The organism is Bradyrhizobium sp. USDA 4472 (genome assembly GCF_054058595.1).
Genome location: NZ_JBSSAM010000001.1, coordinates 2066466 through 2079458 on the forward strand (window position 1 = coordinate 2066466; position 12993 = coordinate 2079458).

11 protein-coding genes are annotated in these 12993 nt (G+C 64.7%); 8 read left to right on the forward strand and 3 right to left on the reverse strand.

What is annotated here, in order from left to right; all coding sequences use genetic code 11:
• Nucleotide 1: 1 nt before the first annotated feature.
• Nucleotides 2–973: a quinone oxidoreductase family protein gene (locus tag ACVWZ4_RS09380; RefSeq protein ID WP_456740163.1), complete on the reverse strand. Its 972-nt coding sequence runs from the start codon at nucleotides 971–973 to the stop codon at nucleotides 2–4.
• Between the two features lie 97 nt (nucleotides 974–1070).
• On the opposite strand from ACVWZ4_RS09380, the gene ACVWZ4_RS09385 reads away from it, so the two are divergent.
• The 4 genes from ACVWZ4_RS09385 (at nucleotide 1071) to ACVWZ4_RS09400 (ending at nucleotide 6340) form a co-directional block, all read left to right on the forward strand.
• Nucleotides 1071–1913 carry a LysR family transcriptional regulator gene (locus ACVWZ4_RS09385; RefSeq protein WP_456740164.1) on the forward strand — a complete coding sequence of 281 codons (843 nt, stop codon included), beginning with the start codon at nucleotides 1071–1073 and terminating at the stop codon, nucleotides 1911–1913.
• Between the two features lie 100 nt (nucleotides 1914–2013).
• Nucleotides 2014–5064 carry a DNA polymerase I gene (polA, locus tag ACVWZ4_RS09390; protein WP_456740165.1) on the forward strand — a complete coding sequence of 1017 codons (3051 nt, stop codon included), beginning with the start codon at nucleotides 2014–2016 and terminating at the stop codon, nucleotides 5062–5064.
• A 10-nt stretch (nucleotides 5065–5074) separates the two neighbouring features.
• Nucleotides 5075–5608, forward strand: coding sequence for an NADPH-dependent FMN reductase (locus ACVWZ4_RS09395; RefSeq protein WP_456736539.1), 534 nt, complete (start codon nucleotides 5075–5077; stop codon nucleotides 5606–5608).
• A 96-nt stretch (nucleotides 5609–5704) separates the two neighbouring features.
• A complete protein-coding gene (locus ACVWZ4_RS09400) occupies nucleotides 5705–6340 on the forward strand; it encodes a LysE family translocator (RefSeq protein ID WP_456700903.1) in 636 nt (211 codons plus the stop codon).
• A 39-nt stretch (nucleotides 6341–6379) separates the two neighbouring features.
• Here the strand turns inward: ACVWZ4_RS09400 and ACVWZ4_RS09405 are convergent, their stop codons facing one another.
• Complete coding sequence (locus tag ACVWZ4_RS09405) at nucleotides 6380–7006, reverse strand: glutathione S-transferase family protein (RefSeq protein WP_456736540.1); 627 nt, start codon at nucleotides 7004–7006, stop codon at nucleotides 6380–6382.
• Between the two features lie 174 nt (nucleotides 7007–7180).
• Here ACVWZ4_RS09405 and pyrE point away from each other — a divergent pair, with 174 nt between their 5' ends.
• Nucleotides 7181–7744, forward strand: coding sequence for an orotate phosphoribosyltransferase (pyrE, locus tag ACVWZ4_RS09410; RefSeq protein WP_456700901.1), 564 nt, complete (start codon nucleotides 7181–7183; stop codon nucleotides 7742–7744).
• Nucleotides 7745–7912: 168 nt separating this feature from the next.
• Entirely contained in the window at nucleotides 7913–8680 is a 768-nt protein-coding gene (locus ACVWZ4_RS09415) for a DUF2865 domain-containing protein (RefSeq protein ID WP_456742196.1), read from the forward strand.
• 98 nt (nucleotides 8681–8778) lie between these two features.
• Here the strand turns inward: ACVWZ4_RS09415 and ACVWZ4_RS09420 are convergent, their stop codons facing one another.
• Nucleotides 8779–9210, reverse strand: a complete 432-nt coding sequence (locus ACVWZ4_RS09420) for a hypothetical protein (protein ID WP_456700900.1) — start codon at nucleotides 9208–9210, stop codon at nucleotides 8779–8781.
• Between the two features lie 337 nt (nucleotides 9211–9547).
• Between ACVWZ4_RS09420 and ACVWZ4_RS09425 the strand changes: the two genes are divergently transcribed.
• Both ACVWZ4_RS09425 and ACVWZ4_RS09430 read left to right on the forward strand, forming a co-directional pair.
• Complete coding sequence (locus ACVWZ4_RS09425; protein WP_456740166.1) at nucleotides 9548–12073, forward strand: glycogen/starch/alpha-glucan phosphorylase; 2526 nt, start codon at nucleotides 9548–9550, stop codon at nucleotides 12071–12073.
• A gap of 95 nt (nucleotides 12074–12168) precedes the next feature.
• A complete protein-coding gene (locus ACVWZ4_RS09430; RefSeq protein ID WP_456740167.1) occupies nucleotides 12169–12984 on the forward strand; it encodes an acyl-CoA thioesterase in 816 nt (271 codons plus the stop codon).
• Nucleotides 12985–12993: the final 9 nt, after the last annotated feature.

Sequence of the window (12993 nt, forward strand, 5' to 3'; positions counted from 1 at the left end):
CTCACGGTCGGAGATACAGGGCTCCGGTCGTCCGGCCGGCTTCCAGGTCGGCCTGCGCCAGCGCGGCGTCCCGCAGGCTGTAGGCCGTCCCGCTCACCTGCAGCACACCGTCGGTCATCGCGGCCAGCACACGCCCGGCGGAACGGCCGTATGCCTCGGCATCGTTCATGTGGGCCATGACGCTCGGCCGCGCCAGCATCAGACTGCGCCGCGGCCCGAGATCATGGACATTGAGTGATGGGATCGGCCCGGCGGACTGACCGATGCTCGCAACGACGCCGAATGGCCGCACGCAGCCAAGCGTCTTCTGCAACGTCGTCCCGCCGACCCCGTCATAGGCGACATCGACGCCACGTCCGGCCGTGAGATCGGCGACGGCTGCGGCGAAATCGGCGTCGCGCCCGACGATCAGGTGAGAGGCCCCGGCAGCGCGGGCAATTTCGACCTTCGCCGGCGAGCCGACCGTTCCGATCACGACCGCGCCGAGCGCACTGGCCCAGCGTGTCAGCACCTGACCGAGCCCGCCGGCTGCGCTATGCACGAGGATCGTCGTAGCCCGGCCGACGGGGAAAATGCGCGTGAGCAACATGTCGGCTGTAATGCCCTTGACGAACGCTGCGGCAACCGCCTCATCCGGCAAGCTCGCCGGAAGCTTCACGCAGCGCCAGGCCGGCAGGTTGCGTTCGGAGGCATAGGCGCCAACCGGTGCGCCCGCGTAGGCGACGCGGTCCCCGGGCTCGAAGCCGGTCACCTCGGTACCAACAGCCGCAACGACGCCGACCGCCTCGACGCCGGGAATCCGCTCGGGCGGGAGCGCATAGAGACCGATGCGCTGATAGATGTCGATGGAATTGACGCCGATCGCGGTCTGCCGCAGCCGGATTTCGCCGCGCCCCGGCGGCGGCAGATCGGCGCTCGCCAGTTCGAGCTGCTCGACGCCGCCGGGTGCCTTCAATCTCACGATCATGGCCATGTCCGAGTCCTCCTGTCGATGACGGAAGGACTATGAGACCCCGCGCGAATCTGCGAAACTGCTCAATACTGAGATCACGTTGTGAGAATTTGCACAGATGGACTGGACCGACCTGCAGCACTTCCTGGCGCTCGCACGCGAGGGCACCTTGTCTGCCGCGGCGAGGAGCCTCAACGTCGACCATGTGACCGTGGCGCGCCGCGTCGCTGCCCTGGAAGCCTCCACGTCGCTCAAGCTCGTGGACCGCAGGCCGCGCAGCTACGAGCTCACCGAAGACGGCAAGCGGCTTGCCGAGATCGGCGCACCGATGGCCGAGACGGCGTTTGCGGTGGAGCGCGCCGCATTGGCCTCGAAATCCGAGATCGGCGGCGAGATCACGATCAGCGCGCCGCCGTCGCTCGCCAACCTCCTGATCGCGCCGCGGCTGGTGCGGCTGCGACAGCAGCATCCGGGCATCAGGATCAAGCTGATCGGCGAGAAGCGCACGGCCTCACTCAATCGCCGCGAGGCTGATCTGGCGCTTCGGCTGTCGCGGCCGACGGAGCCGGGATTGGTTGCCCGCAAGGTCGGCTATTTCGAGTTCGCCCTCTACGGCTCGCCCGACTATCTGAAGGCCACGCCCGCGCATGCTTTCGCTTTCGTCGCCTACGATTCCAGCATGGACGAGGTTCCGCAACAGCGATGGCTGATGCGCTTCGCCGGCACGCGCGAGATCGTGCTTCGCACCAACGATCTGGAGAACCAGGCCGCTGCCGCCAGGACCGGAATTGGGCTCGCGGCGTTGCCAAAATTCCTTGGCGAGCCCGACCCACGGCTGGAACGTCATGACGTCGCTGGGCGCCCCGTCGGGCGCGAGATCTGGCTGGTCCTGCATCGCGACCTGCGCCGTACGCCCGCGATACGCGCGGTCGCAAGTTTCATCGAAAGCTGCCTGGCCTGATCTCACAGCCTTTGCCGGCCGCATGATTTGTCTGTGCGAGTCGGCAAAATTGCTAGATGCCGAGGCTGTCTTTTGCCGCAAAAATTCATACATTGCGGCCATGCCAAAAACCTCTTCGAAGATATCAGCCAAAGCCGAGACCAAGCCCGCTGCCGCGACAGCTGCTGCCAAACCGGTCGCAGCCAAGGCGGCTGGAAAAGGCGACCACGTCTTCCTGGTCGACGGTTCCTCCTACATTTTCCGCGCCTATCACGCGCTGCCGCCGCTGAACCGCAAGTCGGACGGGTTGCAGGTCAATGCCGTGCTCGGTTTCTGCAACATGCTGTGGAAGCTGCTCCGCGACATGCCCGAGGACAACCGTCCGACGCATCTGGCGATCGTCTTCGACAAGTCGGAGGTCACCTTCCGCAACAAGATCTATCCCGACTACAAGGCGCACCGGCCGCCGGCGCCCGATGACCTGATCCCGCAATTTTCGTTGATCCGCGAAGCCGTCCGCGCCTTCGACCTGCCCTGCCTGGAACAGGTCGGCTACGAAGCCGACGATCTGATCGCAACCTATGTGCGCCAGGCCTGCGAGCGCGGCGCGAGCGCAACCATCGTGTCCTCCGACAAGGACCTGATGCAGCTCGTCACCGATTGCGTCACCATGTACGACACCATGAAGGATCGCCGCATCGGCATTCCCGAGGTGATCGAGAAGTTCGGCGTGCCGCCGGAGAAGGTCGTCGAGGTGCAGGCGCTGGCCGGCGATTCCACCGACAACGTGCCCGGCGTTCCCGGCATCGGCATAAAGACCGCCGCGCAGCTGATCGTCGAATATGGCGATCTTGAACAGCTCCTGTTCCGTGCCTCCGAGATCAAGCAGCCGAAACGGCGCGAGGCGCTGATCGAGAATGCCGAGAAGGCGCGGATCTCACGCCAGCTCGTGCTGCTCGACGACAAGGTCGATCTGGAGGTGCCGCTGGACGATCTCGCCGTTCACGAGCCCGACGCGCGCAAGCTGGTCGCCTTCCTGAAGGCGATGGAATTCACCACGCTGACGCGCCGGGTCGCCGACTATTCGCAGATCGACCTCGCCAGCGTCGATGCCGATCCCGGCTATGCGAGCGGTGCCAGCGTGTTCTCGCCGCTGCCGCCCTCGGACGTCGTGCCCGCCCCGGGGGCCGGCACTCCGGCGCAGGCCCGGCCGAGCGAGCGCAACACGTCGGCGGGCAAGGAGGACAAGGCGGCGAGTCCGAAGGGCGCGCCGATTTCGCTCGCGGTTGCGCGCGAGGAGGCGCTGCGCAAACTGCCGGTCGACCGCAGCAAGTACCAGGCGATCAAATCGGTCACAGAGCTCAACGCCTTCATCAGCCGCATTCACGACGCCGGCCATGTCGCAATCGAGACGAGAGGAAACTCGATCGATCCGATGCAGGCTGATCTCTGCGGCATCGCGCTGGCCCTGGCGCCGAACGAGGCCTGCTACGTACCGCTCGCGCACAAGCAGTCCGGCGGCGGCGCCGGCCTGTTCGACGCCGGCCTTGCGCCGGACCAGGTCAAGCATGACGACGCCATCGAAGCGCTGAGGCCAGTGCTGGAATCGGCGGGCATTCTCAAGATCGGTTTCGACGTCAAGTTCACTGCCGTGATGCTGGCGCAGCACGGCATCACCTTGCGCAACACCGACGATGCACAGCTGATCTCCTACGTGCTCGACGCCGGCCGCGGCTCGCATGCGATCGAATCGCTCTCGGAGCGCTGGTTCGGCCACGCCATGCTGAAGGAGAGCGAGTTGCTCGGCAGCGGCAAGGGCAAGATCACCTTCGACCAGGTGCCGATCGACAAGGCAGCGCCGCTGTCCGCCGAGGGCGCCGACATGGCCTTGCGGGTCTGGCGCGTGCTGAAGCCGCGACTCGTCGCCGAGCACATGACCACCGTCTACGAGACACTCGAGCGTCCGCTGGTGTCGGTGCTCGCGCGCATGGAACGGCGCGGCATCTCGATCGACCGGCAGGTGTTGTCGCGGCTATCCGGCGACTTCGCCCAGACCGCGGCGCGCGTCGAAGCCGAAATCCAGCAGATCGCGGGCGAGCCGGTCAATGTCGGCAGCCCCAAGCAGATCGGCGACATCCTGTTCGGCAAGATGGGCCTGCCAGGCGGCACCAGGACCAAGACCGGCGCGTGGTCGACCACCGCGCAGGTGCTCGACGAGCTGGCCGAGCAGGGCCATGATTTTCCGCGCAAGATTCTGGAGTGGCGCCAGGTCTCCAAGCTGAAATCGACCTACACCGACGCACTGCCGACCTATGTCAACCCACAGACCCATCGCGTGCACACGACCTACGCACTGGCCGCGACCACGACGGGCCGGCTGTCCTCGAACGAGCCGAACTTGCAGAACATTCCGGTGCGCACCGAGGACGGCCGAAAGATCCGGCGCGCCTTCATCGCGACGCCGGGCCACAAGCTCGTCTCGGCCGACTATTCGCAGATCGAGCTGCGGCTGCTGGCCGAAATCGCCGACATCCCCGTGCTGAAACAAGCGTTCAAGGACGGCCTCGACATTCACGCGATGACCGCGTCGGAAATGTTCGGCGTTCCGATCAAGGGCATGCCGAGCGAAATCCGCCGCCGCGCCAAGGCGATCAATTTCGGCATCATCTACGGCATCTCGGCGTTCGGCCTCGCCAACCAGCTCGGCATCGCGCGCGAAGAGGCGTCGGCCTACATCAAGAAATACTTCGAGCGCTTCCCCGGGATTCGCGCCTATATGGACGAGACGCGAGATTTCTGCCGGAACCACGGCTATGTCACCACGCTGTTCGGCCGCAAGTGCCACTACCCCGACATCAAGGCCTCCAACGCCTCGGTGCGCGCCTTCAACGAGCGCGCCGCGATCAACGCGCGGCTGCAAGGCACCGCCGCCGACATCATCCGGCGCGCGATGACGCGGGTGGAGGATGCGTTGGCGCAGAAGAAGCTCTCGGCGCGGATGCTCCTGCAGGTGCATGACGAATTGATCTTCGAGGTGCCCGACGCCGAGGTCGAGGCGACGTTGCCCGTCGTGCAACACGTGATGCAGGACGCACCGTTCCCGGCCGTGCTGCTGTCGGTGCCGTTGCATGTCGATGCGCGCGCGGCGAACAATTGGGACGAGGCGCATTAGGGCCGTCCCGATGAAAATCGCCGCCATGTCCGGCAGCCTGCGCGCGGGTTCGAGCAACACAGCCGTGTTGCGCGCAGCGGCCCGGCTCGCGCCGGATGGTGTCGAGGTGATCCAGTTCGAAGGGATTGCAGGCCTGCCTTTCTTCAATCCGGATCTCGATGGCGACAACGTGCCTGCACCGGTCGGCGCAATGCGCGAGATGATCGGCGGCGTCGACGGGCTCCTGATCTCGAGCCCTGAATATGCCCGCGGCGTCGCTGGCGTGTTGAAGAATGCGCTCGATTGGCTTGTCGGCAGCCACCAATTTCCTGATAAGCCCGTCGCGCTGATCAACACGTCGCCGCGTGCGACACACGCGCTGGCCGCCCTGACGCTGACGCTCGAGACGATGTCGGCCCGGCTCGCCACGGACGCCTGCCTGACGTTGCCGCTGCTCGGCGGAGCCTGGGACGAGCACAGCATCGCCGCTGATCCCGCCCTCGCAGAACCGTTGCGCGTGGCGATGGAGCGTTTTGCGGCCTTCATCAACACCGCGAGGGCCTAGGCGTCGGACCAAACGAATTGTCCTCCGTGCAATTGCGCGATGGCCTCGCATCGCCGTGCATATTAAAACCAGCGCCGCTCCCGCACCGGTTGGATCATGCCCCACACCTCAGCCTTGCTCGGCTTCGCCTTCGTCTGCCTCGGTCTCGTGCTCACGCCGGGACCGAACATGATCTATCTGATCTCGCGCTCGATCACGCAGGGGCCGGCGGCCGGAATCGTTTCGCTCGGTGGCGTCGCGCTGGGCTTCGTGTTCTACATGCTGTGCGCGGCGTTCGGCATCACGGCGCTGCTGCTTGCGATTCCCTTCGCCTACGACGCGCTGCGCTTTGCCGGCGCCGGCTACATGCTCTGGCTCGCCTGGCAGGCGGTGAAGCCGGGCGGTCGCTCGCCGTTCCAGGTAAAGCAGCTCGCGATCGACAGCCCGCCCAAATTGTTCGCGATGGGGCTCGTCACCAATCTGCTCAACCCGAAGATCGCGATGCTGTATCTGGCGCTGTTGCCACAGTTCATCGATCCCGCCGCCGGCAGCGTGCTGGCGCAGTCGGTGGTGCTTGGCGCGATCCAGATCGCGATCAGCGTCAGCGTCAATGCGATCATCGCGCTGGCGGCCGGATCGATCGCGCTGTTCCTGGCCAGCCGGCCAAGCTGGATGCTGGTGCAGCGCTGGCTGATGGGCACCGTGCTGGCCGGGCTTGCGGTGCGGATGGCGGTCGAAGCGCGGAAGGCGTGAGCTTTCTCACCCTCCCCTTGAGGGGAGGGTAAGAGAAGATCAATCCAGCTTCGCGTCCATGCCCCGCTTCACGGCCGGGCGCGCCATCAGGGCGTCGTACCAGCGCCTGACGTTGGGGAAGTCGGCGAGTTCGACCTTGTGGCGGGGATGCCGCCAAGCCCAGCCCAGAATGGCGAAATCGGCGACCGAGAGATCGCCGGCGACGAAATCGCGCCCGTCCAGGCGACGGTCCAGAACGCCATAGAGCCGGCGCGTCTCGGCCATGTAGCGCTTCAAGCCGTAGGCGCGGTCCTGCTCGTTCTCCAGCGCGATGAAATGATGCACCTGGCCCGGGATCGGGCCGAAGCCGCCCATCTGCCACATCAGCCATTCATAGACGGGGATACGCGCACCGAGCGATTTGGGCAGGAATTTGCCGGTCTTTTCGCCGAGATAGAGCAGGATCGCGCCTGATTCAAAGATGCTGACCGGCTTGCCGTCCGGGCCCTCGGGGTCGACGATCGCAGGGATCTTGTTGTTGGGGGAGAGCTTGAGGAACCCCGGCGCCATCTGCTCGCCCTTGGTGATGTTCACCGGGACCACCTTGTAGGGCAGTCCCATTTCCTCCAGCGCGACCGAAATTTTGCGGCCGTTCGGCGTGTTCCAGGTGTGCAGCTCGATGATCATTGGCCTGTTTTCCTTCCCGGGATACCAGGCATCCACCTACCCCAGATAGTTGCACAGCCACAACCGGCGGACCGGGATGGCCGATCCCTGTTGACGGGGGCGCCCTCCTCTGGAATGTCACGGCCGTCGCGGATAAATTCCGCCACTTCTGAAAACCCCGTTCGAGGGACCCCCGTGTCGAAATCTGCCTCCCGCGCCCGCCTGTTCGAAATCATCCGCCGCCGTTCCTTCGGCCGGGGCGAGGTGACGCTCGCATCGGGCCGCAAGAGCGATTTCTACTTCAACCTCAAGCCGACCATGCTCGACCCCGAGGGCGCAACGCTGCTCGCCGAGCTGACCTATGAGACGCTGAAGGACGACAATCTCGATTTCATTGGCGGGCTCGAGATGGGCGCAGTGCCGCTCGCCGGCGCGCTAGCGCAGATCTCCTGGATCAAGGGCCATCCGATCGCGGCCTTCTTCGTGCGCAAGAAGCCGAAGGAGCACGGTGCCAGGCTCGCGATCGAAGGTCTGCCGAAAGGCGAGACGCTCGATGGCAAGCGCGTCGTGATCGTCGAGGATGTCACCACGACAGGCGGCTCGGCGATGAAGGCCGTGGAATCCGTGCGCGAGACCGGCGCGGAAGTCGTGCTGGTGCTGACGATGGTCGACCGCGAGGAAGGTGCTACCGACACATTTGGCGCGGCCGGCCTGCCGTTCCGCTCGCTGTACAAGGCCTCGGAATTCCTGAAGGCGTGATCTCTCCTCTCCCCGCAAGCGGAGCGAGCTGGAGCAACTCCTCGTTTACCATCCCGCTTTATGGTAAATCATGTGCCGAAACCCCAGAGGTTCCGGCCAGGTCAGTAGCGTCGGGTGGAGTAAGCGTTGCGTACGAATGTGTCCCATGCGCGCCGGCGGCGTTGCGCGATGCTGATGGCCGCCACCCTTGCAGCACCGCTGCTTGCGAGCCCGGCCCCGGTTGCGGCCGAAGGCCTGTTCGACTTCTTCTTCGGCGGCGCCCAACAGCGGCCGCAACGGGATATTCCGCAACCGTCGAGCTCCTTCGTCGATCCGTTCGGCAATCAGCAGAATCCGGCCACTCAGCCGCCGACACGCTCGGCGTCGGCTGGCGGTTCGGGCCCGGCCTTCTGCGTGCGCAGCTGCGACGGCAAATATTTTCCGCTGATGCGCGGCCTCGCCTCGCCGGCGCAGATGTGTCAGGCCTTCTGTCCCGCCAGCACCACGAAAGTGTTTTTCGGCTCCTCGATCGATGGCGCTTACAGCCAGACCGGCGAGCGCTACGCCGACAGCGAAAACGCCTTCGCCTACCGCAAGGCGCTGCGTGCGGACTGCACCTGCAACGGCCGCGAGCCGGCAGGCCTCGCTCCGGTCGATCTGACGCTGGATGGCTCGCTGAAGGCCGGCGACGTCATCGCCACCAGCGATGGCCTCGTCGCCTATACGGGCGTTCGCCTGGGCAATGACCAGACCGCCGAGTTCACCCCGGTGGCCTCCTATCCCGGCCTCACCGCGCAGGTCCGCGCCCGACTCGGGGAAATGAAGGTGGCGCCGGTGCGCGCGGAGACAGTGGCCGCCGATGCCCCGGCGGCCGAGATCGTGCGCGAGGCATTGCCTGATGTGACTGATGTGCCGAAGACGACGGCGAAGTCGGCGAAGCGAGCAGGATTGGATTAGGGTCCGGACCGTATCCAAGTCGTCATTGCTTCGCGCTTGGGCGCAAAATTGCTTCGCATTTTTGTCGCGAGCTCCTCGCAATGACAGTGGATGCGGCCCTATCTTCCGATAATCACTCCGATCACGTTCGGCGCCGCCAGATACTTCTCCTCGATCGCCGCACGCGCGGCGGCACGGTTGTCAGGCGTCAGCAGGCCGCGCTTCTCGGCCAGGATCATCCAGCAGAAACCCCACCAATCGGTCAGCAGGCCGGTCTCGCCGACGAGGTCATAGCCCTGCTCGGCCGCGAAGATGCGCGCATGCGCTTCGTCAAGCGTGTCGAGGAAGTGGTGATCCTCGGCCGCGAACAGATCGTCGCTGATGTCGTCGATGGTGTAGCCCCAGATCGACTGGCACACCGCGTTGAACTCGCGGTCGAACTGGTCGTCATCGACGGCATAGCGCCGCGCCGCCTGATGCAGCCGTGACAGCGACCGCGCGAAATCGGCGATCCGGGTGAGGGCAAATTGATCGAAGGCAATGGTGGACATGTAGTCCTCGCGACTGACGTCAGACCCTAGATGTTGTGTCGGCAAGGCGCCAAATCACAATGATATATCAAAGACTTGCTAAATTGTTCTTAATTTGTTCCGGATGCGCCGCTGATGATTGGGCTCGTCGTCCCGGCTTTCCCCGGCAATGGCTGAATCGGTGCCCGATCCGGCACCGAATCAGCGTTCCTCCGTGCTGGCCCGGGTTCCCAAAGCGGCCCGTTCTTTGCATAATTTTACGGCAGCGCAGTGCCCTTGCCGGACCAGCGATGGTTCCGGTTCGGGAGAAATACGCGTAGGTGTTAGTGGTGTTTCTGTCGACCAGGAAGTGACGGCTTTGCAAGATCAATCGTTCCAACCCAACGTCCCCGCCCCCGGTCAGCCTATCGACGAACTCGCGCTGTCGGAGATCAAGGGCGCGATCCTGGCGAAGCTGCGCCTTGCCATCGGCAAGGATGCGGGCATGGCGACCAAGCACGACTGGTACCAGGCCGCAGCGCTGGCGCTGCGCGATCGCATCGTGCATCGCTGGCTCTCGGCCGAAAAGCGCAGCTACGACGCCGGCCGCAAGCGCGTCTATTATCTCTCGCTCGAATTCCTGATCGGCCGCCTCTTCACCGATGCGCTCAACAATATGGGCCTTCTCAAGATCTTCGATGTGGCGCTCGGCGATCTCGGCGTGTCGCTGCCTGAGTTGCGTAAATGCGAACCCGATGCGGCGCTCGGCAATGGCGGCCTCGGGCGGCTCGCCGCCTGTTTCATGGAAAGCATGGCGACGCTGCAGATCCCCGCGATCGGCTACGGCATCCGTTACGATTACGGCCTGTTCCGACAGATCATCAATCAGGGCTGGCAGCAGGAATATCCGGACGAATGGCTCGGCTTCGGCAACCCCTGGGAACTGCAGCGCCCCGAGGTGATCTACGACGTCAATTTCGGCGGCAGCGTCGAGCATGTCGACGACAGGGGTCGCGACCGCGCGATCTGGCACGCGAGCGAGACGGTGCAGGCGATCGCCTATGATACGCCGATCGTCGGCTGGCGCGGCCAGCACGTCAACGCGTTGCGGCTGTGGTCGGCGCGCTCGCCCGATCCGTTGAAGCTCGATGCCTTCAACTCGGGCGATTATGTCAGCGCCAGCGCGGAGCAGTCGCGCGCGGAAGCGATCTGCAAATTCCTCTATCCGAACGACGAGAGCCCGGCGGGTCGCGAGCTGCGGCTGCGCCAGGAATACTTCTTCGTCTCCGCCTCGCTGCAGGATCTGATCAAGCGGCATCTCGCCTCCGACGGCCAGCTGCGCAGCCTGTCGTCCAAGGTCGCGGTGCAGCTCAACGACACACACCCGAGCCTCGCCGTCACCGAGCTGATGCGCGTCCTCGTCGATCTCCACAATTTCCGCTGGGACGAGGCCTGGAAGATCACCGTCGCCACGCTCTCCTACACCAACCACACGCTGCTGCCGGAAGCACTCGAGACCTGGCCGGTCGAGCTGTTCGAGCGGCTGTTGCCGCGCCATCTCGAGATCATCTATCGCATCAACGTCCAGCATCTGGCGCTGGCCGAAGCGCGCGCTCCCGGCGACATCGACTTCCGGGCCTCTGTCTCGCTGATCGACGAAAAGAGCGGGCGTCGCGTCCGCATGGGCCAGCTCGCCTTCGTCGGCTCGCACCGCATCAACGGCGTCTCGGCGATGCATTCGGATTTGATGCGCGAGACCGTGTTCCACGATCTCAACCATCTCTATCCCGGCCGCATCACCAACAAGACCAACGGCATTACCTTCCGCCGCTGGCTGATGCTGGCGAATCCGAAGCTCACCGATCTGCTGCGTGAGACTTGCGGCGAAGCCGTGCTCGACGATCCGACCCGGCTCTCGCTGATCGAGGCGCGGGCCAGCGACGTCGAATTCCAGAAAAAGTTCCGGAGCGTCAAGCTGCACAACAAGACGGCGCTGGCGCGCCTGATCGGCGAGCGGCTCGGCATCAAGGTCGACCCGACCGCGCTGTTCGACGTGCAGATCAAGCGCATCCACGAATACAAGCGCCAGTTGCTCAACATCATCGAGACCGTCGCGCTGTACCAGTCGATCAAGGATGACCCGAATGGCAATTGGGTGCCGCGGGTGAAGATTTTTGCCGGCAAGGCGGCTGCGAGCTATCGCTACGCCAAGCTCATCATCAAGCTGATCAACGACGTCGCCGAAATCGTCAACAACGATCCCGCGATCGGCGGCAAGCTCAAGGTCGTCTTCCTGCCCGACTACAATGTCAGCCTTGCCGAAGTGATCATCCCCGCAGCCGACGTGTCGGAGCAGATCTCGACGGCCGGCATGGAAGCATCCGGCACCGGCAACATGAAGCTGGCGCTCAACGGCGCCATCACCATCGGCACGCTCGATGGCGCCAACATCGAGATCCGCGACCAGGTCGGCGTGGAGAACATCGCGATCTTCGGCATGGAAGCCGGCGACGTGATGATCCGGCGCAAGCAGGGGCTGGACGCCTCCGACGTGATCCGCAATTCGCCGAAGCTGCAGCGCGCCATCAATGCGATCGGAACCGGCGAGTTCTCGCCCGGCGATCCGGGCCGCTTCGAATCGATCGCGCACGCGCTGCGCTATCTCGACCACTACATGGTCAGCGCCGATTTCGATTCCTATTACGAGACGCAGCGCGCGGTCGATGCGCGCTGGCTGGTCTCACCGGCCTGGACCCGCGCCTCGATCCTCAACGTCGCCCGCATGGCATGGTTCTCGTCCGACCGCACCATCCGCGAATATGCCGAGGAGATCTGGAACGTGCCGGTCAATCCGGCGGCGCCACCGTTTCAGATGGCAGAGACCATGCGGGACGCGGCGAGCTGATTTTTCCGCAGCGTGAAATCGGCTACCCCGCAGGTAATTGCACGGACCGGCGGCGGACGTGATATGACGTCCGTCATCGAACGCCGGACATGATCATGCACGCCAAGCTCCCGCACCCCTTCGACGACGCCACGCGCATCACCGCCGGTGACTCACGTTGGCAAGGGCAAACGAGCGACGACTACTGGGCTTTTGTCGGCCCGTTCGGTGGTGTCACGGCCGCGACCATCCTGCGCGCGCTGATCGAACACCCGCAACGCGCCGGCGATCCGCTGGCGCTGACGGTCAATTATTGCGCGCCGATCGCCAGGGGTCCGTTCGATCTCGACCTGCGACTGGTGAAGGGCAACCGCTCCAGCCAGCACTGGAGCGTCGAACTGTCGCAGGACGGCGGCGAGGTCGCGACACTCGCCACCGCCGTGTTCGCCGAGCGCCGCCCCTCGTGGGAGCACAGGGTGGCAAAGGCCCCGGATGCAAAGCCGTTCGAGCAGACGCTGCCGTTCCCGAACATCCAGGCGTCCTGGGGCAACCAGTATGAATTCCGCTTCGTCGAGGGCGAGATGCGCCTCGGGCCGCCGCAGGCCGAGCTCGCCAGCACCTATTCGAAAATCTGGATTGCGGATCGCGAGCCGCGCAAGCTCGACATGCTCTCGCTGATGTCGATGTCGGACGCCTTCTTCGGCCGCATCTTCCACGCACGACGCGAACTGGTGCCGTTCGGCACGGTGTCGCTGACGACCTATTTCCACACCGATGCCGAAGAGCTCGCGGCCGAGGACATCACGCGCGTGCTCACGACGGCTGATTCGAAGATCATGCACAAGAGCTACGCCGACCAGAACGCCGAGCTGTGGTCGCCGGACGGACGGCTGCTCGCGACGAGCACGCAGATGGCGTATTTCAAGGCCTGACTGTCTTAC

What these genes read in the sequence shown, in the direction of transcription:
- ACVWZ4_RS09420 (WP_456700900.1), bottom strand. Translation starts at nt 9,210, where the DNA reads ATGTCCACCATTGCCTTCGATCAATTTGCCCTCACCCGGATCGCCGAT.
- ACVWZ4_RS09395 (WP_456736539.1), top strand. Translation starts at nt 5,075, where the DNA reads ATGAAAATCGCCGCCATGTCCGGCAGCCTGCGCGCGGGTTCGAGCAAC.
- ACVWZ4_RS09380 (WP_456740163.1), bottom strand. Translation starts at nt 973, where the DNA reads ATGGCCATGATCGTGAGATTGAAGGCACCCGGCGGCGTCGAGCAGCTC.
- ACVWZ4_RS09385 (WP_456740164.1), top strand. Translation starts at nt 1,071, where the DNA reads ATGGACTGGACCGACCTGCAGCACTTCCTGGCGCTCGCACGCGAGGGC.
- ACVWZ4_RS09430 (WP_456740167.1), top strand. Translation starts at nt 12,169, where the DNA reads ATGCACGCCAAGCTCCCGCACCCCTTCGACGACGCCACGCGCATCACC.
- ACVWZ4_RS09400 (WP_456700903.1), top strand. Translation starts at nt 5,705, where the DNA reads ATGCCCCACACCTCAGCCTTGCTCGGCTTCGCCTTCGTCTGCCTCGGT.
- polA (WP_456740165.1), top strand. Translation starts at nt 2,014, where the DNA reads ATGCCAAAAACCTCTTCGAAGATATCAGCCAAAGCCGAGACCAAGCCC.
- ACVWZ4_RS09415 (WP_456742196.1), top strand. Translation starts at nt 7,913, where the DNA reads ATGCTGATGGCCGCCACCCTTGCAGCACCGCTGCTTGCGAGCCCGGCC.
- ACVWZ4_RS09405 (WP_456736540.1), bottom strand. Translation starts at nt 7,006, where the DNA reads ATGATCATCGAGCTGCACACCTGGAACACGCCGAACGGCCGCAAAATT.